Origin of the sequence: Pseudomonas sp. Leaf434, from assembly GCF_001425545.1 — a bacterium.
In the GTDB taxonomy this organism is placed as follows: domain Bacteria; phylum Pseudomonadota; class Gammaproteobacteria; order Pseudomonadales; family Pseudomonadaceae; genus Aquipseudomonas; species Aquipseudomonas siliginis.
On sequence record NZ_LMQZ01000008.1, the window covers coordinates 140,478 to 165,190 of the forward strand.

At 59.9% G+C, this 24,713-nt stretch carries 27 protein-coding genes; 14 read left to right on the forward strand and 13 right to left on the reverse strand.

The features are described from left to right. Nucleotides 1–77: 77 nt before the first annotated feature. On the forward strand, nucleotides 78–950 hold the full coding sequence (locus tag ASG55_RS15445) for a LysR family transcriptional regulator (RefSeq protein ID WP_056787986.1): 873 nt from the start codon (nucleotides 78–80) through the stop codon (nucleotides 948–950). Between the two features lie 139 nt (nucleotides 951–1,089). On the opposite strand, the gene ASG55_RS15450 is transcribed toward ASG55_RS15445, so the two are convergent. Beyond that, a complete protein-coding gene (locus ASG55_RS15450; protein ID WP_056787988.1) occupies nucleotides 1,090–2,121 on the reverse strand; it encodes a LacI family DNA-binding transcriptional regulator in 1,032 nt (343 codons plus the stop codon). A gap of 216 nt (nucleotides 2,122–2,337) precedes the next feature. On the opposite strand from ASG55_RS15450, the gene ASG55_RS15455 reads away from it, so the two are divergent. Together ASG55_RS15455 and ASG55_RS15460 are read left to right on the forward strand one after the other, a co-directional pair. Then, nucleotides 2,338–2,871 (forward strand): gluconokinase, encoded by a 534-nt coding sequence (locus ASG55_RS15455; RefSeq protein ID WP_056787991.1) that lies wholly within the window; start codon nucleotides 2,338–2,340, stop codon nucleotides 2,869–2,871. An 82-nt stretch (nucleotides 2,872–2,953) separates the two neighbouring features. Continuing rightward, nucleotides 2,954–4,306: a GntP family permease gene (locus ASG55_RS15460; protein ID WP_016773551.1), complete on the forward strand. Its 1,353-nt coding sequence runs from the start codon at nucleotides 2,954–2,956 to the stop codon at nucleotides 4,304–4,306. A 179-nt stretch (nucleotides 4,307–4,485) separates the two neighbouring features. Here the strand turns inward: ASG55_RS15460 and alaC are convergent, their stop codons facing one another. Continuing rightward, entirely contained in the window at nucleotides 4,486–5,703 is a 1,218-nt protein-coding gene (gene alaC / locus ASG55_RS15465) for an alanine transaminase (RefSeq protein ID WP_056787993.1), read from the reverse strand. A 138-nt stretch (nucleotides 5,704–5,841) separates the two neighbouring features. Here alaC and ASG55_RS15470 point away from each other — a divergent pair, with 138 nt between their 5' ends. From ASG55_RS15470 to ASG55_RS15480, 3 genes are all read left to right on the forward strand, one after another. Continuing rightward, nucleotides 5,842–6,504 carry a LysE family translocator gene (locus ASG55_RS15470; RefSeq protein ID WP_041479200.1) on the forward strand — a complete coding sequence of 221 codons (663 nt, stop codon included), beginning with the start codon at nucleotides 5,842–5,844 and terminating at the stop codon, nucleotides 6,502–6,504. 69 nt (nucleotides 6,505–6,573) lie between these two features. Next, nucleotides 6,574–7,059 (forward strand): GyrI-like domain-containing protein, encoded by a 486-nt coding sequence (locus ASG55_RS15475; protein WP_056787996.1) that lies wholly within the window; start codon nucleotides 6,574–6,576, stop codon nucleotides 7,057–7,059. Nucleotides 7,060–7,147: 88 nt separating this feature from the next. Then, nucleotides 7,148–7,636 carry a GNAT family N-acetyltransferase gene (locus ASG55_RS15480; RefSeq protein WP_056787999.1) on the forward strand — a complete coding sequence of 163 codons (489 nt, stop codon included), beginning with the start codon at nucleotides 7,148–7,150 and terminating at the stop codon, nucleotides 7,634–7,636. A gap of 142 nt (nucleotides 7,637–7,778) precedes the next feature. On the opposite strand, the gene ASG55_RS15485 is transcribed toward ASG55_RS15480, so the two are convergent. After that, nucleotides 7,779–8,264, reverse strand: coding sequence for a GNAT family N-acetyltransferase (locus ASG55_RS15485; protein WP_056788001.1), 486 nt, complete (start codon nucleotides 8,262–8,264; stop codon nucleotides 7,779–7,781). Nucleotides 8,265–8,406: 142 nt separating this feature from the next. On the opposite strand from ASG55_RS15485, the gene ASG55_RS15490 reads away from it, so the two are divergent. Genes ASG55_RS15490 through ASG55_RS15500 form a run of 3 tightly spaced genes read left to right on the forward strand, consistent with a single transcriptional unit; the run spans nucleotide 8,407 to nucleotide 10,439 of the window. Next, the gene (locus ASG55_RS15490; RefSeq protein ID WP_056788004.1) at nucleotides 8,407–8,832 is read left to right on the forward strand and encodes a YybH family protein; all 426 of its coding nucleotides are present in this window, start codon (nucleotides 8,407–8,409) and stop codon (nucleotides 8,830–8,832) included. A 40-nt stretch (nucleotides 8,833–8,872) separates the two neighbouring features. Continuing rightward, on the forward strand, nucleotides 8,873–9,217 hold the full coding sequence (locus tag ASG55_RS15495; protein WP_056788006.1) for a YciI family protein: 345 nt from the start codon (nucleotides 8,873–8,875) through the stop codon (nucleotides 9,215–9,217). Further along, a complete protein-coding gene (locus ASG55_RS15500; protein WP_056788009.1) occupies nucleotides 9,210–10,439 on the forward strand; it encodes an RNA polymerase sigma factor in 1,230 nt (409 codons plus the stop codon). Before ASG55_RS15495 ends, ASG55_RS15500 begins: the two co-directional genes overlap by 8 nt. A gap of 107 nt (nucleotides 10,440–10,546) precedes the next feature. Here the strand turns inward: ASG55_RS15500 and ASG55_RS15505 are convergent, their stop codons facing one another. Beyond that, nucleotides 10,547–11,401 (reverse strand): LysR family transcriptional regulator, encoded by an 855-nt coding sequence (locus ASG55_RS15505; RefSeq protein WP_056788010.1) that lies wholly within the window; start codon nucleotides 11,399–11,401, stop codon nucleotides 10,547–10,549. An 89-nt stretch (nucleotides 11,402–11,490) separates the two neighbouring features. Here ASG55_RS15505 and ASG55_RS15510 point away from each other — a divergent pair, with 89 nt between their 5' ends. Further along, on the forward strand, nucleotides 11,491–11,928 hold the full coding sequence (locus ASG55_RS15510; protein WP_056788013.1) for a multidrug/biocide efflux PACE transporter: 438 nt from the start codon (nucleotides 11,491–11,493) through the stop codon (nucleotides 11,926–11,928). 61 nt (nucleotides 11,929–11,989) lie between these two features. On the opposite strand, the gene ASG55_RS15515 is transcribed toward ASG55_RS15510, so the two are convergent. Then, complete coding sequence (locus ASG55_RS15515) at nucleotides 11,990–12,748, reverse strand: SDR family NAD(P)-dependent oxidoreductase (protein ID WP_056788016.1); 759 nt, start codon at nucleotides 12,746–12,748, stop codon at nucleotides 11,990–11,992. 121 nt (nucleotides 12,749–12,869) lie between these two features. Here ASG55_RS15515 and ASG55_RS15520 point away from each other — a divergent pair, with 121 nt between their 5' ends. Continuing rightward, complete coding sequence (locus ASG55_RS15520) at nucleotides 12,870–13,766, forward strand: LysR family transcriptional regulator (protein ID WP_056788018.1); 897 nt, start codon at nucleotides 12,870–12,872, stop codon at nucleotides 13,764–13,766. Nucleotides 13,767–13,905: 139 nt separating this feature from the next. Here ASG55_RS15520 and ASG55_RS15525 read toward each other — a convergent pair whose 3' ends face one another. Continuing rightward, the gene (locus ASG55_RS15525; protein WP_056788021.1) at nucleotides 13,906–14,928 is read right to left on the reverse strand and encodes a transporter; all 1,023 of its coding nucleotides are present in this window, start codon (nucleotides 14,926–14,928) and stop codon (nucleotides 13,906–13,908) included. 275 nt (nucleotides 14,929–15,203) lie between these two features. On the opposite strand from ASG55_RS15525, the gene ASG55_RS15530 reads away from it, so the two are divergent. Beyond that, nucleotides 15,204–16,826, forward strand: coding sequence for a methyl-accepting chemotaxis protein (locus ASG55_RS15530; RefSeq protein WP_056788023.1), 1,623 nt, complete (start codon nucleotides 15,204–15,206; stop codon nucleotides 16,824–16,826). A 324-nt stretch (nucleotides 16,827–17,150) separates the two neighbouring features. On the opposite strand, the gene ASG55_RS15535 is transcribed toward ASG55_RS15530, so the two are convergent. Both ASG55_RS15535 and ASG55_RS15540 read right to left on the reverse strand, forming a co-directional pair. Further along, on the reverse strand, nucleotides 17,151–17,456 hold the full coding sequence (locus ASG55_RS15535) for a PepSY domain-containing protein (protein WP_016773566.1): 306 nt from the start codon (nucleotides 17,454–17,456) through the stop codon (nucleotides 17,151–17,153). A gap of 156 nt (nucleotides 17,457–17,612) precedes the next feature. Then, nucleotides 17,613–18,740, reverse strand: a complete 1,128-nt coding sequence (locus ASG55_RS15540; RefSeq protein WP_041479218.1) for a glycerophosphodiester phosphodiesterase — start codon at nucleotides 18,738–18,740, stop codon at nucleotides 17,613–17,615. Nucleotides 18,741–18,959: 219 nt separating this feature from the next. Here ASG55_RS15540 and ASG55_RS15545 point away from each other — a divergent pair, with 219 nt between their 5' ends. Then, the gene (locus tag ASG55_RS15545; RefSeq protein ID WP_056788026.1) at nucleotides 18,960–19,286 is read left to right on the forward strand and encodes a DUF2025 family protein; all 327 of its coding nucleotides are present in this window, start codon (nucleotides 18,960–18,962) and stop codon (nucleotides 19,284–19,286) included. A 108-nt stretch (nucleotides 19,287–19,394) separates the two neighbouring features. Here the strand turns inward: ASG55_RS15545 and ASG55_RS15550 are convergent, their stop codons facing one another. From ASG55_RS15550 to ASG55_RS15560, 3 genes are all read right to left on the reverse strand, one after another. Next, nucleotides 19,395–19,916 carry a DUF1003 domain-containing protein gene (locus ASG55_RS15550; protein WP_041479221.1) on the reverse strand — a complete coding sequence of 174 codons (522 nt, stop codon included), beginning with the start codon at nucleotides 19,914–19,916 and terminating at the stop codon, nucleotides 19,395–19,397. Between the two features lie 114 nt (nucleotides 19,917–20,030). After that, nucleotides 20,031–21,350, reverse strand: coding sequence for a methyl-accepting chemotaxis protein (locus tag ASG55_RS15555; protein ID WP_056788027.1), 1,320 nt, complete (start codon nucleotides 21,348–21,350; stop codon nucleotides 20,031–20,033). A 232-nt stretch (nucleotides 21,351–21,582) separates the two neighbouring features. Then, nucleotides 21,583–22,191: a TetR/AcrR family transcriptional regulator gene (locus tag ASG55_RS15560; RefSeq protein ID WP_056788030.1), complete on the reverse strand. Its 609-nt coding sequence runs from the start codon at nucleotides 22,189–22,191 to the stop codon at nucleotides 21,583–21,585. A 210-nt stretch (nucleotides 22,192–22,401) separates the two neighbouring features. On the opposite strand from ASG55_RS15560, the gene ASG55_RS15565 reads away from it, so the two are divergent. Then, nucleotides 22,402–23,457: an MBL fold metallo-hydrolase gene (locus tag ASG55_RS15565; RefSeq protein WP_056788032.1), complete on the forward strand. Its 1,056-nt coding sequence runs from the start codon at nucleotides 22,402–22,404 to the stop codon at nucleotides 23,455–23,457. Between the two features lie 36 nt (nucleotides 23,458–23,493). Here the strand turns inward: ASG55_RS15565 and ASG55_RS15570 are convergent, their stop codons facing one another. Then, nucleotides 23,494–23,811, reverse strand: coding sequence for a hypothetical protein (locus ASG55_RS15570; RefSeq protein WP_056788034.1), 318 nt, complete (start codon nucleotides 23,809–23,811; stop codon nucleotides 23,494–23,496). Between the two features lie 93 nt (nucleotides 23,812–23,904). Next, complete coding sequence (locus tag ASG55_RS15575) at nucleotides 23,905–24,672, reverse strand: AraC family transcriptional regulator (protein WP_056788036.1); 768 nt, start codon at nucleotides 24,670–24,672, stop codon at nucleotides 23,905–23,907. Nucleotides 24,673–24,713: the final 41 nt, after the last annotated feature.

Below are 24,713 nucleotides of genomic sequence, written 5' to 3' on the forward strand. Positions count from 1 at the left end.
GAAGGCGAGCAAAGATAGCTTCAATAGACCTGACAGAAAAAGTCGGTAGCTTTCAGTTTTATTGATAGGTGAGGCATTTGAATTTCAGCAGCGACAGCATCGAATTATTTCTCGCGGTGATCGAGCGCGGCTCGTTTTCCGCCGCCGCGCGGCAGTTGGGCAAGGTGCCGTCGGCAGTAAGCATGGGCATCGCCAATCTTGAAGCGGAACTCGGTTACCCGCTGTTCGACCGCAGTCATCGTGAGCCGCAACCGACGGCGATGGCGCAGTCGTTGGTGCCCCACGCGCGACTGATCGCCGAGCAGCTCAAGCAGCTGCAGGTGCACGCGGTGGAGCTGTCGCTGGGGCTGGAAAGCAGGTTGTCGATTGGCGTGGTTGCGGACATGGATCGACACCGCTTGCTGGCAGCGATCAAGGTGATTGCCGAGCGGCATCCGTTGCTCGATATCGAAGTGCTGACTGCGCCACAGGATGATGTGCTGGCGATGTTGCACACTGGCCGGGTCAGCGTGTGTCTGGCGTTTGCCGGGTTAAGTGTCAATGCGCTGGAGCGGTTTCAGTTCGTCGGCAGCGAACGCATGATCGCGACGCTGGCGGCGGACAGCCCGTTGTTGCAAGGGCGGGATGTGTTTCTCGAAGATCTGGTGCAGGTGCGGCAGATCATCGTCGCCAGCCGCGACTTGCCGATCAGCGAGACGCGGCCATTGGTGGCTGAATCCTACTGGCGTACGGACAATCTCGAGACGGCGATGGAAATGGTTGAAGCGGGATTGGGCTGGGGGAATTTTCCGCTGTCGGTGGTGCAGCCGTGGCTGGACGCGGGACGCTTGAAGCGGCTGAATTTTCGCAACATCGAAAATGGCCTGGTGCTGCCGGTGCATGCGGTGTGGCTCAAGAGCCAGCCCTTGCAGAAGGGCGCGCAGGCGTTGGTCGACCTGCTCAGCCATTGAATTTGGTAGATATCCCCTGTGGGAGCGAGCCTGCTCGCGAAGGCGTCGTGTCAGCTGTATCAATACTGACTGACCCACCGCTTTCGCGAGCAGGCTCGCTCCCACAAGGGTTGTGTTTCAACTCAGCATTTGTGAAGGGTCAGGTACTCTCGCGCACCTTCAGCTCAAACCCCATATCCTCCATCGGGCGCGCCACTTTGTTGCCCGCCATTAACGTGAGCATCTGCTCCGCCGCGCGCCGGCCGATCGCCTCGCGCGGGGTGTTGATGCTGCTCAGGCGCGGCACCATGTGTTCGGACATCGGCAAATCATTGAAACCGAGGATCGCCACCTGCTCGGGAATCTTGATGCCGTTACGCAATGCTTCCAGGAGCGCACCCTGGGCCAAGTCGTCGTTGCCGAAGAAAATCGCATCAACATCCGGATGCGCCGCCAGCAATTGCAGGAACAGCTCGCCGCCCAAGCCCACCGACGAAGCACGTGGCGTCAGCACTTCCAGATCCGGGTCGTAACGGCCTGCCTTCTGCAACGCCTTGCGGAAACCCTCACCGCGCAGCAGGGTGCGCTGGTCCAGCTGCGCGCCGATGTACGCCAGACGTTTACGCCCACGGGACAGGAGATGTTCGGCGGCAGTTTCACCCGCGCTCAACTGCGAAAAGCCTACGCAATTGACTCCGGCAGCACTGTCCAGCTCCATCATGTACACGCAGGGAATGTTGCTGGCCTCGATCATCCGCCGCGAACTTTCCGTGCGATCAAAACCGGTCAGCAGAAACCCGCGCGGCTGATAAGCCATGTAATTGCGCAGCAGGTTTTCTTCTTCATCGCGCGAATAGTGGAAGTTGCCGATCAGCACTTCGAAGCCTTTGGGCGTCAGCACCCGATGAATGGCTTCCAGCGTGTCGATGAACAGCAGGTTGGACAGTGACGGCACCAGCACCACCACCGAATGGCTCTGCGCCGAGGCCAGTGCGCGGGCGGCGGGGTTGACTACATAATTGAGCTCAAGCGCAGCTTTCTGCACTTTTTCCACCAGTTCGGTGGCCACCGTGCTTACCCCGCGCAAGGCGCGCGAGGCAGTGATCGGGCTGACGCCGGCCAGGCGGGCTACTTCGTTGAGGGTCGGACGGCCGGTGGTGCGGGTATTTTTATCGTTCTTGGGGGAGGTCATCGGGCGGCTTGCCAAACAAAAATCAAGGCACTAAGGTAGCGCTGTCCTGATGCAGCTGCAAATGCGTGAGCGCGGTCCTGCCTGATCAGTGCTCTTTGGCGTTAGGAACAAACCTGCTGCAACCCAAAAAAACGACAAGAAGGCGTCGGCAACTTCTGCCTGTGCACTAGAGTCATAGCTAGCAAAGGTAGCGCTGTCTGCGCGCTGAGGTGTTATATGAGTCATCCCATCACCGCCCTGGTCATCATGGGCGTTGCCGGTTGCGGCAAGACGTGCGTCAGCCAGGCCCTGTGCCAATTGAGCGGCGCCACTGCCATTGAAGGCGATACTTTTCATCCGGCCGCGAACATCGAAAAGATGAGCGCGGGGATCCCCCTGAACGACGAAGACCGCGCCGGCTGGCTCGACAGCCTGTGCGATGAACTGCGTCGCGTCGATGCCCAAGGCCAGCGCCCGGTATTGACCTGCTCCGCCCTTAAACACAGCTATCGCGAACGTCTGCGCAGTGCCTTGCCGGGTCTGGGCTTCGTGTTTCTTGAATTGACTCCGGAAGTCGCCGCCGAGCGTGTATCGCACCGCCCGGGCCACTTCATGCCGGCGACGTTGATCGAAAGCCAGTTCGCCACCCTCGAATCGCCCAAGGGCGAGCCGCTGACTCTGCCGCTCAATGCCTCGATTCACAGCGTTGAAGAGCTGGCCCTGCAGGCTCACGTCTGGTGGCAGGTCAACGGCCTGAAACAGGCGATATGAGCATGTTGAAAAAGACAGCGCTGTCCTCCCGACTTCTGTTCAACCCGCTTTAATAACAACAACAATCCAGGAGACACCCCCCATGTTTGGCATGTCCCACGAGACGTTCCTGCTGCTCGATGCAGTGGTCACGGTAATCGGCCTGATTATCCTGATCACCAAATTCAAGATTCACCCTTTTATCGCCCTGACCATCGCCGCCGCCTTCCTCGGCCTGACTTCCGGCATGCCGATCAATACCATCATCAAGGCGTTCCAGGACGGCTTCGGTGGCGTGCTCGGTTTCGTCGGCATCATCCTCGCCCTGGGCACCATGCTCGGCAAAATGATGGCCGAATCCGGCGGCGCCGATCAGATCGCCCAGACCCTGATCCGCGCCTTCGGCAAGGACAAGGTGCAGTGGGCGATGATGTTCGCTGCGTTCCTGGTGGGTATCCCGCTGTTCTTCGAAATCGGCTTCGTGCTGCTGATTCCGCTGGTGTTCATCGTCGCCCGTCGCACTGGCGTATCGATCATCAAGATTGGTATCCCGCTGCTCGCCGGCCTCTCTGCGGTGCACGGTCTGGTACCGCCGCATCCGGGCCCGCTGCTGGCCATCGGCGTGTTCGGCGCTGACATCGGCAAGACCATTCTTTACGGTCTGATCGTCGCGCTGCCGACCGCCATCATTGCCGGTCCGATCTTCGGTACGTTCATCGCCAAGCACATTCCGGGTCACCCGAATCAGGAGCTGGTCGATCAACTGGCCCGCGAAAACGATTCGGCCAACCTGCCGAGCTTCAGCATCACCCTGGTCACCGTGCTGTTGCCGGTGTTCCTGATGCTGCTGAAAACCTTCGCTGACGTGGCGCTGCCGGACGGCAACTTCTTCCGCATCTGGATGGACATGATCGGCCACCCGATCTCCGCATTGCTGCTGGCGTTGCTGCTGTCGCTGTACACCTTTGGCTACAAGCAGGGCATCGGTTCCAACCAGATGCTCAAATGGCTCGACGCGAGCCTGGCGCCTACCGCTGCGATCATTCTGATCATTGGTGCGGGCGGTGGCTTCAAGCAGATGCTGGTGACCAGTGGCGTGGGTGACGTGATCGGCCACATGGCGGTCAGCGCGCAGATCTCGCCGATCCTGCTGGCGTGGCTGGTGGCGGCGGTGATCCGTATCGCGACTGGTTCGGCCACTGTGGCGACCATCACTGGCGCCGGCATTGTGGTGCCGGTTGTCGGCATGATTCCGGGCGTCAACCGTGAGCTGCTGGTGCTGGCCACCGGCGCCGGTTCGCTGATTCTGTCCCACGTCAACGACGCTGGTTTCTGGCTGGTCAAGCAGTACTTCAACATGACCGTGGCCGAGACGTTCAAGACCTGGACCGCGATGGAAACCATTCTGTCGGTGGTGGGCCTGGGCTTTATCCTGCTGTTGTCGCTGTTCGTTTAAGCGGCAGTTTGCAGGCACAAAAAAACCGCAGTGATGCGGTTTTTTTGTGGGTGGATTTCGTGGTTCACCCAAAACCAATGTGGGAGCGAGCCTGCTCGCGAAGGGGCCAGGTCAGCCAGCCAATATGCTGACTGACCCACCGCTTTCGCGAGCAGGCTCGCTCCCACAGGGGGCAGGTGTCAGGCAGGAGATTTCGGATTGAAGCCATCCGCGCGGAACATCCCGCGAATCCCGCGCACGGCCTGACGAATGCGGTCCTGATTTTCGATCAGGGCGAAGCGCACGTGATCATCGCCGTACTCGCCAAAACCCACGCCCGGCGAAACGCAGACCTTGGCCTCGGCCAGCAGTTTCTTGGCGAACTCCAGCGAACCCAGATGCGCATACGCCTCGGGAATCTTCGCCCAGACATACATCGACGCTTTCGGATTCTCGACCATCCAGCCCAGCTCATGCAGGCCTTTGACCAGCACGTTGCGCCGCTGACGATACTGCTCGGCGATGTCGCGCACGCACTGTTGATCGCCTTCCAGCGCGGCAATCGCCGCCACTTGCAGCGGGGTGAAGGTGCCGTAGTCGTGGTAGCTCTTGATCCGCGCCAGGGCGCTGACCAGTTCCGGGTTGCCGACCATGAAACCAATGCGCCAGCCGGCCATGTTGTAGCTCTTGGACAGGGTGAAAAACTCCACCGCAATGTCTTTGGCCCCTGGCACCTGCATGATCGACGGGGCTTTCCAGCCGTCGTAGACGATGTCGGCGTAAGCCAGATCGTGGATGACCAAAACGTCGTACTGCTTGGCGAGCGCGATCACCCGTTCGAAGAAATCCAGCTCCACGCACTGCGCGGTCGGATTGGACGGGAAACCGAGGATCATCATTTTCGGCTTGGGGATCGAGCCGCGAATGGCCCGCTCCAGCTCATCGAAGAAGTCCACCCCCGGCACCAGCGGCACCGAACGCACCTGAGCGCCGGCAATCACTGCGCCGTAAATGTGGATCGGATAGCTCGGGTTCGGCACCAGCACGGTGTCGCCCTGGTCCAGGGTCGCCAGCATCAAATGCGCCAGGCCTTCCTTGGAACCGATGGTGACAATGGCTTCGCTTTCCGGGTCGATATCGACTTCGTAGCGCTGCTTGTACCAGTTGGAAATCGCCCGGCGCAGGCGCGGAATGCCCTTGGACGTCGAGTAACCGTGGGTGTCTTCACGCTGGGCGACCTGCACGAGTTTTTCGACAATGTGCGGCGGCGTGGCGCCGTCGGGATTACCCATGCTCAGGTCGATGATGTCTTCACCACGGCGGCGAGCGGCCATCTTCAGCTCGGCGGTGATGTTGAAAACGTAAGGGGGGAGTCGATCTATGCGCGCAAAGCGGCGCGGCGAACCTTGTTCGGCCATTGTTGCCTCGGATAACGTAAGCGCCCGGAACCGTCCGAGCGACGCTGGTCACTGCGGTGACCTGTGGCGGAAGATAAGGGCAGTGATGGCATACTGTCCAGCGCGGTTGTAAACATTTTTTTCAAGGAAAATCGGTCAATGGAATTCACCAGCGGCTTCTTGCTGAGCCTTTCGCTGTGCCTGGATATTGGCGTAGCCAATATCGCGATGATCACCCTGGCCATGCAGCGCGGCTACTTTCAGGGCTTCGCCCTGGGCCTGGGCACCTGCGTCGGCGACCTGATTTACGCGGTGCTGGCACTGGCCGGCATGACCGTTTTGCTGCAATACGAAACCGTGCGCTGGGTGCTGTGGATTGGCGGTTCGGCGCTGCTGATCTACTTCGCGGCGAAGATGATTTATTCGGCGATCCACCACGAAGCGCTGCTGGCGGAAACCGCAGAAGTGGGGCAGAACTCCCATCGCAAGGAATTCTTTCGCGGCATCTTTCTCGCGATGTCGTCGCCGAGTGCGATTCTCTGGTTTGCTGCGGTCGGCGGCACGTTGATTGCGCGATCCGGTGGCGGTGGTCCGTTGAGTTCGGCGCTGTTTTTGGGCGGCTTTCTCTGCGCCGGGCTGCTGTGGTCGGCCGGTCTGTGCTTCGCGGCAAGCCACGGCGGCAAGCTGCTGGGCGACAAGCTGCTGCGTTACTCCTACTTGGCATCGGCGGCGATCTTCTGCTATTTCGCGGTCTACGTGATCGTTTCCGGGTACAACGAGTTTGTCGGCTCGGGCGCCGTCGAGCAGTTGCATGCGCTGTAAACGTGCGAAACGGATCGGGCTTTCTATACTCCCAGCCGAACCCACTTTTGCGTTCTGAGGAGTCGCGTCATGGATGAACAACCACGCGTCGAATTGGCTGGGCCGCGCTTCGAACACGGGCAATTTCTGCTGATTGCCGGTTTCGGCGGGCGATTCACTCAGGGGACCACCGACAACATTCCCGCGTTGTGGGAAAAACTGATCCCGCACTTGGGAAAAATCCCCGCGCAAGTCAATGAAGTGACCTACGGCGTTTGCTGCAACGCGGACGGCGAGGGCGGTTTCGAATACATCGCCGGGGTGCAGATCGACAAGCTCGACGACCTGCCGGAAAAGTACCGCTGGGTTGAAATACAGCCGCAGAAATATGCGGTGTTCGAGCACAAGGGGTCACTGGCGCAACTCCCCGACACCTTTCAGTACATCTGGAACACCTGGCTGCCGCAGTCCGCTTACGAAGCGGCGGATGCCCCGGAATTCGAGCGCTATAGCGAGGATTTCGATCCGAAGCTCAATACCGGCACCCTGGAAATCTGGCTGCCGATCAAGGCTTGAGCGGTGTAACAATCGAGGCGGAGCATGTCCGCCCCGGTGGTTCTGCTTTATGCTGGCGGGCCTTGTTTCCACAGATTCCCGAGTTGCCATGAACACCGTGATCCGCAACGTCAGCGCCGCCGACCTCGACCGCTGCTACGCCATCGAAACCGTCGCCTACGAAGGCGACGAAGCCGCCACCCGCGAAAAGATCGCCACGCGCATTGCCACTTGGCCGGACGGCTTCATCGTCGCCGAGGTGGACGGTGTGGTCGCCGGTTTCATCAATTCCGGCGCGGCGTTCGACGTGCAGATGTCCGACGAGGCCTTCAAGGAGCTGATCGGCCACGACCCGAAAGGGCCGAACGTGGTGATCATGTCGGTGGTGGTGCACCCGGATTACCAAGGGCAGGGCCTGGCCAAGCGCCTGCTCGGCGAATTCATCGAGCGCATGCGTGGGATGGACAAAGCGACAATTCATCTGATGTGCAAAGAGCAACACATTGCGTTGTACGCCGGGTTTGGCTTTGCTTACATCAAACCGTCGGAGTCCGACCACGGCGGCATGGCGTGGCACGAGATGATCCTGACCCTCTGAAGCCAACACCTATCGAAACTGCCTGATCGTTCCCACGCTCCGCGTGGTAATGCAGCCGGGGACGCTCCGCGTCCCAAAAGCGTGACGCAGAGCGTCACAAAGAGGCGTTCCCACGCGGAGCGTGGGAACGATCAGGGGATACTCAGAAGAACAGCCCCATCCGCCGCTCGTAACCGATCCGGCCCTTGTACGCCTCGCCGCTGTCGACATAGCCATGCTTGGCGTACAGCGCAATCGCCGCCTCGTTATCAGCGTCCACCGACAATTCCAGTCCTTTGATTTCCGGCCACGCTTCACGGGCGACAGCGGGCAGCGCTTGCAGGCAGGCCTTGCCATAACCCATGCCCTGCGCACGGCGATCGACCTGCAAGGCATGCAATGTGGCGCTGTGTTCGTCGGCCCAGTCGGGCAACACCGGCGGGCGCTTGAGCAGCAGAAACGCTACCGGTACGTCGTCCGCCAGCAGGGCAAAACCCTTTACGCCGGGGCCGGGTTTCGACAGCAGGGTGTGCAAGGCACCGTGGATGTCGCCGGAGAATTTGATCTGCTCGGGGTGGATTTCAATGGCCTCGACTTGCTGACGCTGTAAAGGGCTGAGGCTGTCGTAAGGCACGAGTTGGGCTGACACGGGAATTTCCTTTTTCCTACAAAGAGTGAGCCTCGGATTCTAGCGAGATTGTCGTCGGCGAAATTTTTTTGTTTGCCCTGTCGATCCGCGCATTGGGCAAACGACTAAGGGTGTCTTCACAACAAAAACCACGGAGAACACCATGAGCGCACAAAGCGAGATCCAGACTCTGATCAACACCTATCGCGAAGCGGTAATGGCCAAGGACGTCGAGAAAGTCATGGCCCTGTACGCCGACGACATCGTCTCGTTCGATGCGATCAAGGCCCTGCAATTCAAAGGCAAAGCGGCGTACCGCGCGCACTGGGTCGAGTGCATGGAAATGTGCCCCGGCCCGCACATCTTCGAGTTCCACGAAATCGCCATCGAAAGTGCCGACAACATCGCTTTCGCCCATTGGGTAGCCAACTGCGGCGGCACCAATGACAAAGGCGAAACCCAGAGTTGCTGGATGCGTGTCACCGCCTGTTACCGGCAAATCGGCGGGGCGTGGAAGATTGCCCACGAGCACTGGTCGGCACCGTTCGATCCGATGAGCGGCGCGACGCTGTTCGATGTGCAGCCCTGATCTTCAGCCATAGTTGATCCGTTCGAATCAGGAGATCGCCATGAAATATCTATGCCTGGTCTACAGCGATGAACGCCTGCTGCACACCTCGCCCGACAGCCCGGAGGACGCCGAATGCTGGGCCTACGCCGAGTCGATTCAGGGCAGCGGGCGGATGATCGCCGCCGAAGCGCTGGAGTCGGTGCAGACCGCCACCACGGTACGCATGCGCAACGGCAAGGTGTCGATCACCGACGGGCCTTTCGCTGAAACCAAGGAGCAACTGGCCGGTTTCTACCTGATCGATGCCAAGGATCTCAACGAAGCGATCCAGGTTGCCGGCAATATTCCGGCAGCGCGGGTCGGCAGCGTTGAAGTGCGTCCGGTGCGGCAGTTGAATGTCTGACGTCAGGGCGCGGGTCGAGCAGGTCTACCGTGAGGATTCGCGGCGGATTCTGGCCACGCTGATCCGCCTGCTCGGTGATTTCGACCTCGCTGAAGAAGCCTTGCACGAGGCGTTCTTCGTCGCGGTCGAGCGCTGGCAGCGCGACGGCGTGCCGGACAACCCGCGCACCTGGCTGGTCTCGACCGGACGTTTCAAAGCCATCGATGTGCTGCGCCGGCGCGCGCGGTTCAAGGCGTCGCAACCGTTGCTGCTGGCACAACTCGATGAGCTGGAACAGGCTGACTGGAGTGGCGAAGACGTGGAAGACGATCGCTTGCGGCTGATCTTCACCTGCTGCCACCCGGCACTGGCGGCGGATGCGCAGGTGCCGCTGACCTTGCGCGAAGTCTGCGACCTCACCACCGAGGAAATCGCCCGCGCTTTTCTCTCGGCGCCGGCGGCGATTGCCCAGCGTATCGTCCGCGCCAAAGCCAAGATCCGCGACGCGAAAATCCCTTATCAAGTACCCACGCTGAACGAATTGCCCGAGCGCCTCGACAGCGTGTTGCGGGTGATTTATCTGGTGTTCAACGAGGGTTATTCGGCATCGGTCGGCACTGAGCTGACCCGCGAGGACCTGACGCGCGAAGCGATTCGCCTCGGGCGCTTGTTGATGGAGTTGCTGCCTGAGCCGGAAGTCATGGGTCTGCTGGCGCTGATGCTGCTGCACGAATCACGTCGACCGGCGCGCACTTCGCCGAGCGGTGAACTGGTATTGCTCGACGATCAGGATCGCTCGTTGTGGAATGCCGGGTTGATGGCCGAAGGCTGCGCGCTGGTCGAGAGCGCGCTGAGCACGCGGCGTTTCGGGCCATATTGTCTGCAAGCGGCGATTGCAGCGGTGCATGCGGAAGCGCCGTCAGCGGCGGAAACGGACTGGCAGCAGATTGTCGGTCTGTATGACGTGCTGCTGCGCGCGGTGCCGTCGCCGGTGATCGAGCTGAACCGCGCGGTGGCGGTGGCCAAACGGGATGGAGCGTTGGCCGGGTTGTTGTTGGTTGAAGGGATTTTGGCGCGTGGGGAGTTGCAGGATTACCACTTGGCGCATTCGGCGCGGGCGGAGTTTTGCCGGCAATTGGGCCGAGTGGAGCAGGCGCGGGCGGCGTATCAGCGGGCGCTGGAGCTGACGCGGCAGGAGCCGGAGCGGCGGTTTATCGAGGGGCGACTGAGGGACCTGGGTTGATCTGGAAGCTGCGTCGGTGCGGCTGGCCCTTTCGCGAGCAGGCTCGCTCCCACAGGTGAGCGCATTTCAAGTGTGGGAGCGAGCCTGCTCGCGAATGGCAGCACCGCTTATTCGAGCATCTTGCTGAGCAACCAGCTCCCTGCCGGCCCCGGCGGATACAAGCGCGACCACAAGGCGTCGACAAACACCGGTTTCGGCCAGCCGCGCACGTCGAGCTCTATCAGCAAGTCATTGGCATAGCGCTGTACCAGCCACCTCGGCAACGGTGCCCAGCCAAAGCCTTTTTCCGCCATTTCCAGCAGCATCAGATAACTCGGCGCCGACCACACCCGGCCTTTGCCACGACTGTCATACGGATTGACGATGGTCGCCAGGCGCAGCTCGCGATGTTGCTCGAGAATCTGCTGATCGACATGCTCAAGCTTCGCCAACGCATGCTCGCGGCTGACGAACAAGGCAATCTCCGTGCGCTCGGCCACCGTCGAGGTCACAAGGTCCGGCGGGTAGCTGTCCTGCATTTCCGCGAAGGCCAGATGCGCCCGGCCACGCTGGACCAGTTCGATCAGGTCTTCGCATTCGGCAATCAGGCATTCCAGCTCAAGCTCCGGATAACGCTGCTCGAAACCCACCAGTGCCGCCTCGAAACGATACGACTGATAAGTGTCGGAAATCGCCACGGTCAGCTTCGGTTCCACACCTTGGGCCAACTGCCGCGCGCTCATTTCCAGACGACTGGTGGCGGCCAGAATCGCCTCGGCTTTTTGCAGCATGACGTGGCCGGCGGGAGTGAGTGTTGGTTTGCGGCTGCTGCGGTCGAACAGCTGTAAATCCAGATCAATCTCCAGACTGGCGACTGCCGCGCTGATGGTCGATTGGCTGCGCCCCAACTTGCGCGCCGCCGCTGAGAACGAGCCTTGCGTCGCCGCCTGTACAAACGCCAACAGCACTTCCTGCGAAGCCATGAACTATCGCCTTGATCGATGGTTATTGGTTTTGAAGTATCGGTATTCAGTTGGATCATGGCAACCATCGTCAAACAAGGAGTCAGGCCATGTCTGCCCACAAGTCCATCACCGAACGTGTTTTTCAGGCTATCGGTTTCGAATTTCTCGCCATCCTCATCTGTACGCCGCTGCTCGCGTGGATCATGCAAAAGCCGCTGCTCGACATGGGCGCGGTGACCGTGTTGATCGCGCTGTTGGCGCTGGCGTGGAACGTGGTGTTCAACCGTTTTTTCGACCGTGCTCTGGCGCGGATGAATCTGGCGCACAACGCCTGGGTGCGGGTGGTGCATGCGCTGTTGTTCGAAGGTGGACTGATCGTGATGGGCGTGCCGCTGATAGCCTGGTGGCTGTCGGTCAGCCTGTGGCAGGCGTTGTTGCTCGACATTGGCGTGCTGCTGTTCTTCCTGCCGTACACCTACGTCTACCACTGGGGTTATGACGTACTGCGCGAGCGCTTCATGGCCCGCCACACATGTGAAAGCTGAGGTAAACCTTTGGTGAGGGGATAAATTCCCTCACCACAAAGGTGAGTCATCGTGCACAAAGTCAGAGAAACATGCCGCCGGATGCCTCGACCCGCTGACCATTGATCCACTGTCCACCCTCCGACAGCAGCAGCGCCAGTGCACCGCCAATATCATCCGGCAGCCCGACCCGACCCAGCGCGGTATTGCTGGCGACCATCGCGTTGACCGCGCTGTTATCGCGCACCGTGCCGCCGCCAAAATCGGTTTCAATCGCGCCCGGCGCCAGAACGTTCACGCCAATCTGCCGCGCACCCAACTCTTTCGCCTGATAACGCGTCAGCACTTCCATCGCACCTTTCATCGCCGCATAGGCGCCGTACCCCGGCAGGCTGAAGCGGGTCAGGCCGCTGGAAATATTGACGATGCGCCCACCGTCGTTGATCAGCGGCAACAGCTGCTGAGTCAGGAAGAACGGTCCTTTCAACTGCACGTTCATCAGCAGATCGAACTGCTCCGGGGTGGTTTCGCTGAACAGCGCATGCACGCCGACCCCGGCGTTGTTGATCAGGAAATCAAAGCGCTGGCGCTGAAAAGTCTGTTCCAGTGCTCGTTCAACCTGCTCGGCAAACGCAGCGAAGTTTTCGCTGTGGCCGACGTCCAGTTGCAGCATCGCCGCTTTCGCGCCGAGTGCCTGCAATTCAATGACCAGCGCCTGGGCCTCGTCGGCGCGGCTGTTGTAGGTGCCGATGATGTCGAAGCCTTGCGCGGCGAGGTGCAGGGCGGCGCTGCGGCCCAGGCCACGACTGGCGCCAGTGATCAGTGCGATTTTGCGGTTCATGCTGACTTCCTCGATTGCGTTGAGTGGGGATGGAAGAAGTTTATTTATCCGCCCTGAGGTGATAAACACGGCAAAAGCGGAATCACTGATCGGCTCAGCCGAACAATCACCGAGGCTCGCCATGAACAAACTGGAACTGCTGCGCACCTTCGTCCGGGTCAGCGAACTGTCGAGTTTCACCCTCGCCGGGGAAAGCCTCGGCCTGCCGCGCTCAACGGTGTCCGAACAGGTGCAGGCGCTCGAAGCCTTGCTCGGCACGCGGCTGTTGCAGCGCACCACGCGCAGGGTGCAGGCCACTCAGGATGGATTGGTGCTGTATGAACGCAGCAAAGATCTGCTCTCGCACATGGATGAAATCGAAGGGCTGTTCCGTCAGGACGAGGCTTCGCTGACCGGGTGCATCCGCGTCGATATGCCGAACATCCTCGCGCGGCGCTTGATCATGCCGCGCCTGCCGGAATTCATGGATCGCCACCCGAATCTGCAGATGGAAATCAGCAGCACCGACCGCCGTGTCGATCTGCTGAGCGAGGGTTTCGACTGCGTGTTACGCATCGGCGCGCAGCCGGATCAGTCGGTGGTCGCCCGGCATCTTGGCGACTTCCCGATGGTCAACTGCGCCAGTCCCGCTTATCTGCAACGTTACGGCGTGCCGCAGACCATCGAGGATCTGGCGCGGCATCGACTGGTGCATTACGTCGGCGTACTGGGCTCGCGTTCGGAAGGGTTTGTCTATGAGGAGGGTGGCGAAGTGCGGCGCGTAGCGATGGCCGGCAGTGTCACGGTCAACAGCACCGATGCCTATGAAGCGGCGTGCCTGGGCGGCTTCGGGCTGACCCAGGTGCCACGTACCGGCATGCAGCCGCATCTGGAAAATGGCGAACTGGTGACCGTACTGCCGCAATACACCGCACCGCCGATGGCGATTTCGTTGTTGTACGCGCGGCAAAGGCATTTGCCGCTGCGGGTGCGGGTGTTTATGGATTGGCTCGGCGATGTCGTTCGTTCAACGCTCTGACTTCTCACCTTGGCCCGAACTGTGGGAGCGAGCCTGCTCGCGAAAGCGCCATGTCATTCAACATTGATTTATCTGACACACCGACTTCGCGAGCAGGCTCGCTCCCACATTTGCCCTACGGTGGCATTGCGTTTTGCGCTCAATAATCCCCGCGCTTGCGAAACGCCCAGCGCCCGGCAATCACGGTGAACGTCGCCACCAACGCGACCAGCACCCAAAACCCGTGCGGGTCCTGCGACAGCGGTACACCCCCCACATTCATGCCGAAAAAACCGGCGATGATGTTGATCGGCAAGGCCAGCACCGTCACCACCGTCAGGGTGAACAGCGTGCGGTTGCTTTGTTCGTTGAGGTTGGCGGCGATTTCTTCCTGCAGCAATTTGATCCGCTCGCCGAGGGCGGTGAGGTCGTTGATGATCAGCGCAAATTCCTCGGTGGATTTGCGCAACTCCTTGACGTCCTCTTTCTGCAACCACGGCGGCGGACGATTGAGCAGGCGCAGCAACGACCCCGGCTCCAACGCCAGCAGCCGTTGCAGTCGCACCAGCACGCGACGGTTGGCGCCAAGTTCGGCGCGGTTGGTCGACAGGCGTGAAGACAGCAATTCGTCTTCGACCTGATCGACACTCAGGCTGGTCTTGCGCACGATCTGCGTCAGCACCTCACCTTGATCGCGCAGTAGATGCACGAGCAATTCCGAGGGCGAGCGAAAGCACTCGCCGGCCTTTACCGACGAGCGCAATTTATCTACCGAATGCAGCGGTTGCAGGCGCGCGCTGACGATCAGTTTGCTGCGCACGCAGACCCACAGCGTCGACACGTCGGAGGAGACCATGTTGCTGAGGTTGAACACCACATCGTTGACCACCGCCAGCAGCGCCGAATCGACATGCTCGATGCGCGTCGAACGCGAACCTTCGTGCAACGCCTCGAAAAATTCCTCGGGCAATTGCAGATGACTTTTCATCCAGCGCTCGCACGCGGCGTGGGCCAGGTTCAGGTGCAGCCAGAGAAATTCATCGCTCTCACCGTCATCCTGCAAACAGCGCAACGCCGTCGCCGAATCGATCTCGCGACCGCGCTCCCCGGGCAGAAAACGAAAGCCGTAGAGCAAGCCAAACAGGTCCGGGTCGCGATGGCTGATATCGAGGCTGTGGTTCATGGCGGCTCGCTGCGAGGAGGGTGTCTGGGGCAGGATTTTCAGGTTCACCGGAGCGGCATCATCGCAAGCTCACATGACCGTTTTGTGACAGCAAAGTGACTGCAAATCAAAGCGTTACCGGCTGTCGGAAGTTTCTCAAGGAAGGCTCTGGCATGCCGATCACAGGTGAGTTAGGTTGCGCGCCATTGGCCTTGGTCATGGTACGTCGACAGGGAAGTCCGGCCATTTTTCACGTCCGTTCGGGCGTGCCTCATCCCTGCTTCGAGTACCTTGCAATGCTGCAAAAATCCCTGAGAGCGCAAATTCTCGCCCTGTTGAGCGGCAGTCTGCTGGCGATGCTGTTGATCGCTCTGGCCTGCTTTCATTTCCTCTCCAACGGCGTGCAAAGCTACAGCCAGTTGATCGCCGGCCCGCTGCACACTTCGCAACTGATCGATGAAGCCAACCTGCAATTCAAGGTGCAGGTGCAAGAGTGGAAAAACGTTCTGCTGCGCGGCAAGCAACCAGCGGATCTGGCGAAATACTGGAGCCAGTTCGAAGAGCGTCAGCGCGACGTGCAGAACATTCTCGGCGAACTGGCCGGCCAGAAAGGCATCGAGGCCAATCTCAAATCCCGCATCGAACGCTTGCGCGACGAGCATCGCCAGTTGGGTACTGCCTACCAGAAAGGCCGCGATGCCTACGTGGCTGCCGGTGGTGATCCGAGCGCCGGCGACGCTGCTGTCAAAGGCGTCGACCGCGCCACCAGCGAGCAGATGAGTGCATTGGTTGCCGAGCTGCGCGAGCAGGGTACCGCGCAGTCGGCATTGATCAGTGCCAGCGCTGAGCGCACCGTGTGGCTGGGGCTGTTGGTGATGCTCGCGTCAGGCTTGTTGATCGGTCTGCTGAGCCTGTGGCTGGTCAGCCGCAACCTGATCGAGCCGATCCGCAACCTCATCGATTACGTCACCCGCTTGAGCCGTGGCCAGTTGGCTGAACGTGTTGTCAGCGAGCGTCGCGATGAACTGGGCAACCTCGCTGCCGCAGCGAACACTCTGCGCGATTTTCTGGCGGACACCTTCACTCGCTTGCAACGCAGCGCCGGTGATCTGGACAGCGCCAGCGGCGAGTTGAACGCCATTGCCACGACCATGGCCGGCGGCACCAGCGAGCAATTCAACCGCACTGATCAAGTGGCCACGGCGATGAACGAAATGTCCGCCACGGCCCAGGAAGTCGCTCGTCACGCCGCCGATGCCGCACGTGCTGCCGACGATGCCGATCAGTCGGCGCAGCAGGGTGAAAAGGTCATGCAAACCACCATTCACTCGATCACGCAGATGCGCGGCGAAATCGCCAACACCGCCACGGTGATCCGTCGCCTGGAAACCGACAGCGGTCGTATCGGCAAGGTGCTGGAAGTGATTCGTGGCATCGCCGAACAGACCAATCTGCTGGCGCTCAACGCAGCCATCGAAGCGGCGCGGGCGGGTGAGGCCGGGCGTGGTTTTGCCGTCGTCGCCGATGAGGTGCGCAACCTCGCTCAGCGCACGGCGGAGTCGATCATCGAGATCAACCAGATCATTCAGAACGTGCAGACCGGCGCTGTCGATGCCGCGCAGGCTATCGAGAGCGGCCAGGCGCGCAGTGATGAAAGTGTCGAGCAAGTCACCCAGGCCGGCGCGATGCTGGAGCGCATCACCTTGGCGGTGGAGGCGATTCGCGACATGAACCGTCAGATCGCCACAGCGGCAGAAGAGCAGACGTCGGTGGCCGAGGATATCTCGCGCAACCTCACTGAAATCACCGCGATTGCCAGCACCAACCTGGACAACGTGCAGCGCACCGAAAGTGCCAGTCAGAATTTGCATGGGTTGTCGGGGCAGTTGAATGAGGTGACGGCGCGGCTCAGTGCTTGATTTTGGGTGGTGGTTTGTCAGCCCCTCACCCTAACCCTCTCCCAGAGGGAGAGGGGACTGACCGTGTTGATTGTTCGAGATTCGCCGACCTGAAATGCCGAGGCGTACTCAGGCTGGTAGTCGTTTGTGATGGCTTTTTAATTTTGAGGCGAACTCAGGCTCCGAAATTTCCCCGATCTGCTCCCTTTCCCCCTCGCCCCCTTGGGGGAGAGGGCTGGGGTGAGGGGGATCGATTTCACAGACCACACAAAGTTTGCGCCTCAATCCGCAACCACAAAAAAGCCGCACGATCGTTAAATCGTGCGGCTCTTTAACAGCGGTCTATCAAGTGTCTTGCTTGTCGCTCAGCACTTTACCGGTGGTGGCATCAAAGTCCACGTCGAACTCTTTGCCGTCAGCAGTTTTAAGTTCAACTTCATACTCATAACCATTGAAGTGGTTATCCAGGTCGGTGTCGGTAATCGTTGCGCCCGGGTGCAGTTTCAGTGCTTCGGCGTTCATCGATTCCAGCGACTTGATTTTGCCGTCCTTGACCAGTTGCGGGATCTGGTCGATGCGAACATCAGCCTGAGCCAGGCCAGCGGTGAGGGTCAGGGCAGCGGCGGTAAACAGGGCAGTCAAAGTTTTCATCGGTTCATTCCTTGGCAGTGCGTTGAAGTGGTTAATCTGTGTAAGTGGGTTCAGATTAACCAGCGCAACTTAATTCACCCTTAAATCTCTGCTCCGCGATAAAACTGCTCTTTGCGCGAACGAGCCTGATCGTGAAGCAGGCGACTCGATAACAAGTCAGAAACCGTTCTTCTTCAAGACATCGTCAATGCTGCCAGCCGCCGGACGCTTGTAAAACTTCAACAGTTCACTGGCGCGGTTGGTAAAGATGCCGTCGACACCCGCGGCCATGACTTTCTCGTAGTCCACCGGCTCGTCGACCGTATAAACATGCACCAGCATGCCCTGATCATGGGTGTACTGATTCATCCATGGCTGCACCAGGTCGGAGTAACTCTGGTCACCACCATGGGTCAGCTTCGCCGAAGGGCCGGTGCCGATCGCGCCCTGGGCCTTGGCGTAATCGACCCATTGCTTGAATTCCGCTTCTGACTTCGGTTCCTGCTTGCCGTAGAAAACGTTTTTGTCTTTCTCGCCGGACGCGGCAAACGTCACCGCAGATTTAGGCTCGATGCTGCCTTCGCCGACCCACAACAGCAGGATCTTCGGCACTTGCGGCATTTCCTTTTCCAGCAATTGCAGGCTGTTCTTATCGAAGGTCTGCAGGATCACCTTGCCTTTGCCCTGACCGACGCCCAGCGCACTTTTCGCCAGTTTCGAACCGGCCGGACTGAGCCAGCCGCGATCCTGCAGTTTTTCCTTCAGGTCATGTTCTATGCCGGGAAACAGCTGCGGCTCTTTGGTTTCGATGTACAGGCCCGGCTTGTGCTGCGGGTTGGCGCGGGCGATGTCGATGATTTCATCGAGGGTAAGAATTTTCAGCCCGGCGTAGGACGGGCGTGCGCGGTCAGGGTATTTGGTGTTGAACCAGCTGCCGGCATCGAGGGTTTTCAGTTCGGCCATGGTGAACGCGGTGGCCGGGCTGTCCTTGCGCTCGGGGAATTTGCTGGCGACGTCGGTGGTGCGTTGCAGGTTGTCGTCGTGCAGGGCGAAGAGCACGCCGTCCTTGCTGCGCTGCAAATCCATTTCCAGGTAATCGGCGCCGAGATCACGGGCCAGTTTGTAGGCCGCAGCGGTGGATTCCGGGGCATCAAACGACGCGCCACGGTGGGCAATCACCGCCGGATGCGGAATGCCATGGGCGGCAGCGATTGCCTTGGGCTCGGGGTGGCTGGCGGCATGCGCCTGACCGAGGCCGAACAACAGACTCAGCACCAGAGCGCTTCGGGTAAAAGTGGCAGGCATGGTCGAGTTCCTTTCGCAGGTTTTTTTCGAGACGTACCTTTTAACAATTGACGCGCCGCAGGGCTATCGCCAGACCGACATAAAGCGAGCAAAACGGAAATTTCCTGCACTTTTGTGGCGCTGTTTGCAGTACGCTTGCCCACGGCAGACGCCCCGGCAGAGGGCGCACCGCTGCGTTGCCCTGCGTGTAAACCATCATCATCTTTCGTGAGGTTTACCATGCGCATCACCTCCCAACTCATCTGCCAGGCCGCCGACGACCTCAAAGGCTTCGTTGGCCTCAACCGCAAGACCGGCCAATACATCGTGCGCTTCAGCGAAGATTCGTTCGGCATGGACGTGGCCGACGACGGCATCATCCCGGCCAGTGAATTCGTCTGGGCGAGGGCGTCGGAAACCACCATGACGCTCAAGCGCGAGTTGATTCAGTTGCTGCTCGATCAACACATCGACGACCGCATCAACATCACCGAACCCTTACGGGTTTACATGAGCAAGGTTGAAGTGCCGGAGATTGTTGCGGTGCGGAGTCTGGTGCGCGGTTGAAGTTTTGCTGTGTGGTTGCGGGCCTCTTCGCGAGCAGGCTCGCTCCCACAGGGATTTCGTGAACGCCACAGATCCAATGTGGGAGCGAGCCTGCTCGCGAAGGCGACCTTAGTTCTGGCACACGTGAGCGTGCAACTCGCTGGTCAGTCCTTCGATGCGCTCGGTGAGGGTTTTCGTCATTTCGGTAAGGCGGGTGTTTTGTTCCAGCAATGCCAGCAATTGCGCGGAATTCTTCGCCGCCTCTGCCTGACGTTCGGTATTGGCCAATGCCAGAGCTTCGCGGTGCTGCGCATCGGCGTCGGCCTGCGCTTTGTCGCGCGCGGCCTGACGGGTTTGTGCAAGCAGGATCAATGGCGCGGCGTAGGCCGCCTGCAGGCTGAAGGCCAGGTTCAGCAGGATGAACGGGTAGACGTCGAATTGAGTCACGCCCCATACGTTGAGGCCGATCCATACCGCAACGATCAAGGTTTGCGCTCCAAGGAACAGCGGCGTGCCGAAGAACCGCGCAAAGGCTTCGGCGCGCAGGGCGAAGGCATCGTTGCCGAAGGTCGTATTCAGGTGGGCGTGGGGGCGGTGAAAGCGCAGGTGATCGATCGGGGCGTTGGATACTTCGGGTTTTTCGTTATTCATGGGGCACTCGGCGGGGCTTGGGACGTGTCGTCACTATAGCTCTGCGTTGTGGCTGCCGACCTTCGCGGGCTGCCCACGAAGGTCGCGACTCGTTCTATCGACCCTGCACAAACCTCAATTCGGCACCCGCTCATTGGCAAACATGCTCACCGCATCCACCGCCTCACTGGCTCCGTCGCGAATCTGCAGAATCACCGTGCCGGCCTGATTGGCCAATTCCACGCCTTCTGCGGCGCGGTCGCGGGTGCCTTGCATGCTTTTGATCGCTTGCCGCGTTTCACTCTGGATCAGACTGATCATGTTCGAGATCTCGGCAGTAGAGCCGCTGGTGCGCGCTGCCAGTTGCCGCACTTCATCGGCGACCACGGCAAAGCCGCGACCCTGTTCACCGGCGCGTGCCGCCTCGATGGCCGCGTTGAGGGCGAGCAGATTAGTCTGATCGGCGATCGCGCGGATGGTGTTGACGATGGCGGTGATCTGCTCGGAGCGGTCGCCCAGTTGTGCAATCAACGTCGAAGATTGGCTGATGTCCTCGGCGATTTCGCGCATTTCGCTGGCAGCCTGCTGAATCACTTGCGTGCCTTGCTCGGCGACTTTTCGCGTTGCTACCGAGATGTGGTAAGCGGTGCTGGCACTGCGCGCGTCCTGCTCGTGCTGCTCGACACGGGCGGTGACGTCAGACGCGAACTTCACGACTTTGTACAAGCGCCCCGAAGCGTCGTACACCGGGTTGTAATTGGCCTCCAGCCAGACGATCTGACCGCGCTTATCCACGCGCTCGAACTGCCCGTGGAAGAACTCGCCCTGATTCAGGCGGCGCCAGAAATCCTGATAGGCGCCGCTGTTGACCAGCGCCGGCGTGCAGAACAGGCGGTGATGCTGGCCCTTGAGCTCTGCGAGGCTGTAACCCATGCGCGTGAGAAAATTCTGGTTGGCGGTAAGAATATTGCCGTCGAGATCGAACTCGATCACCGCCATCGCGCGATCGATCGCCTGCAGCTTGGCGTTGGCCTCGTTCTCCTGCTGCACCTTGGCGGTGACATCCATCGCGTACTTGACCACTTTGATCACCCGTCCCGACGCATCCTTGATCGGGTTGTAACTGGCCTCCAGCCAGATCGGCTGGCCTTTGCTGTCGACCCGTTCAAAAGTGCCGGACTGGAACTGACCGTTTTTCAGGCGCGACCACAACTCGGTGTATTGGGCACTGCGCCCGAACTCAGGTGTGCAGAAATGCCGGTGCGGCTGACCAATCGCTTGGGCAGCCGTGTAACCCATGGTCTTGAGGAAATTGTCATTGGCACGCAACACCACGCCATCAAGATCGAACTCGATCACCGCCATCGAACGGTTGATCGCTTCGAGCATCGCGGCCTGGTCAAAAACGGTGTGTTGCAGTTCAGCGAGGGCGGCTTTCTGGCGATTGAAAAACATGCTTGCGGTACTCGGGAAGTGGGGAAAATCAAAAGAATTCAGTCCCTATTCCTGCGCCGGCAAACCGAAATGCACAGGCGGCATTCGGTGGTGACTGCTCAATGCCAACGTTCCGTTACTGGCAGATGGCTACTTATACAAAACTTAATAAAGTTGTACAAGAAAGGAATTTTTCGCGAGTTTGTATAACTTTTTACGAAATTAGTTGTACACGGCTCGACGAGCCGGTGATTCACCGCTGATACAGTGCCAGGAACATCGCCAGCGCCGACTCGGCAACTGCATTCTGCGCGTCTGGATCAAGGGCCGCGCGACCCAGCGAGATCTGCGGCCAGAACGCGAATGCCTTGAGCAAACCTTGTACTTGATGTGCGGCAAATTCTGGATCCACCGGTTTGAGCCGTCCGTCGGCTTGCGCCGCGCGTATCCAGACGGTCAGACCTTCCTCGCGCTCACCCATGCGCTCGATCATGTTCTGTGCACGTTCGGGGGAATGAATGGTTGCGGCAATCGCTACCCGGGCGAGGGTGAGAAAATTCTCGTCAGCCATCATCTGCACTTTTTCTCGCAGCATCTGGCGCAATTGCTCGTGCAGCGGTTGCTCGCGGTCGTAGCGCACCGATGGTTCGGCGATGATCCGCGCCCACAACTGATTGAGGATCTCGGCGAACAGCTCTTCCTTGCTGGGGAAGTGGTTGTACACCGTACGCTTCGACACGCCGGCCGTAGCGGCGATCTTGTCCATGCTGGTGATTTCGAAACCGTGGGCACGGAATTCGGAGATGGCCGCCTGGATGATGGCTTCGCGTTTACGGTCAGTGAGGCGTTGTGGAGCGGTCATGAGCGGGCTTCGGCAGAGAGGAATGAAATTACACTCGGCAGTTTACTTGGCGTCGGCTTTGATGCAACCTAGAAACTACACCGCTCAGTGTAATGTTGCGTTAATCCTCGCACCTTACAAACCAGAGCGTTTGGCCCTTGCGTGCAGCTTGGCCATTTTCATTTCCCATGGAATATCGTGCAGCACACGGTTTTTCGGAGTCGTTCAGTCATGGCCAATCCAGTCTCTCTCCCGGATAACACTCCCACGCCTGAAGCCTCGCGCCAGGATCAAGGGCTGTTTCGCAATCATGCGCCGGTGCAGCGCGAAGGGCTACGCAAAATGCTGCGGATCATGTGGAGCATGATTTTCCACAAACCGCGCAACACCCGTCCGACCGCCGCCATTCCTGTGCAGCCGCTGACCCGTGAAGATCTGCTCGCAGCGCCCAATCACAGCGTTTACCGCTTGGGGCACTCGACGCTGTTGCTTAAGATGCGCGACAAATTCTGGATCACCGACCCGGTCTTCGCCGAGCGCGCCTCGCCGGTGCAATGGGCGGGTCCGAAACGTTTTCATCAGCCACCGATCAGCATCGACGAACTGCCACCGATCGAAGCGGTGATCCTCTCGCACAACCATTACGACCATCTCGACTACGAAGCGGTACTCAAACTCGCCGCCAAAACCACTTACTTCCTGACTCCGCTGGGCGTGGGCGACACCCTGATCAAATGGGGCATCGACGCCAGCAAGGTGCGCCAGTACGACTGGTGGCAGGGCACCGAAATCGCCGGTGTCCGCTTCATCGCAACCCCATCGCAGCACTTCTCCGGCCGTGGCCTGTTCGACGGTAACAGCACGCTGTGGGCGTCCTGGGTGATGATCGACGCCGACATACGAATCTTCTTCAGCGGCGACAGCGGTTACTTCGATGGCTTCAAACGCATCGGCGAACAATACGGCCCGTTCGACCTGACCCTGATGGAAACCGGCGCCTACAACGTCGAATGGCCCCACGTGCACATGCAACCGGAAGAAACCCTGCAAGCCCACATCGACCTCAAGGGCCGCTGGCTCTTCCCGATCCACAACGGCACCTTCGACCTGGCCATGCACGCCTGGCATGAACCCTTCGACCGCATCCTCGCCCTTGCATGGGAACGCAGTATCGCGATTACCACACCGCGAATGGGGGAGGCGTTCAACATTGCGCATCCACAACGGGGGAGTGCGTGGTGGATGGCGGTTGAAGAGGAGAGTGATGCGGTGGTACAGAACGCATGAATCCGTTCAGTTGGTGAGGGGCGTCCCCTCGCCAGCTTAATCAGCCATCGCAAAATCCCCACGCCCGACCGATTCCCCTGCCATACCCTGTGCCCTGACACTGCGCCCCGGTGCGAACCCCGGGAAGAACACCAACCCCTGCGCTTCAAACCGATAAGCCAGTGCCAGTCTCGCGGCGTCCGCCACGTCCTGCTGCGCTTCGAACCGCTGGATATCTGCCACCGCCACTTCGGCCTCGCGCGACAGTTGTTCAACGCTCCAGCCCAGCATGGCGCGGGCCTGGACGCAGTGGGTCGGGGTGAACTGGAAAAGGGCAATGCGTTCGAGGACGTGGTTCATCGCAAGAGAGGCCATGGTGTGCTCCGGGCTCAAAAGTGCTGATTGAAAATGTACTGTGTTTTTGTACAGTTGTTTTCGGCCGGGATCAAACGCATTTTTCAAATTTGCCTAGTTCGTCGGCTCCAACCAGACGGACGGTGCCTGTCCCAGCACACGCCGAAACATCGTCGAAAACGCCGCCGGGCTCTCGTAGCCGAAGTCCAGAGCAATCCGCGTCACCGCTTCCCCCGCCGCCAACCGTGCCAACGCCTGCACGACGCACGCCTGCTGGCGCCACTGACGAAAGCTGAGCCCGGTCTGCTGCCGAAACAATCTGTTAAAGGTACGCAAGCTTATGTGTAACTGGTCGGCCCAATCCTGCGGCGATTGATGGGTATTGGGCATGTTCAGAAAGGTCTGACACAGACTGAGGAGCTTTCCTTCGGCGGGCATGGGAATGTGTAGGGCAAGGGGCGCGCTGCGTGCCAGTTCATGCAACAGTAAGTTGATCAGCACACCGTCGCGTCCGCCCTGGTCGTACATCAGTGGCACGTCCACCGCGTCCATCAACAAATGCCGCAGCAGCGGCGACACGTTGAGCACTTGGCAGTCCGGCCCCAATTCCACGTTTCCCGGCTCGATATACACGCTGCGCGTGCTCACCCCGAGCATCAATACCTCATGGGCCACGCCCGGCGGAATCCACACTGCGCGTTGCGGCGGAACCACCCAATTACCGTTCTGAGTGCTGACCTGCATCACGCCGGTGGCGCCGTAGAGCAATTGCCCACGGCGATGCGTATGAAACGGGAGTAGGTGGCCGTGGGAATAATCGGTACCGATGGCCACGACCGGGCGAGGCGTATCATCGAGCTGATTGATCGAAATATTGCGCATCAGGCGTGTTCCAGCGATTGGCGTAAACGCGAACATTATTG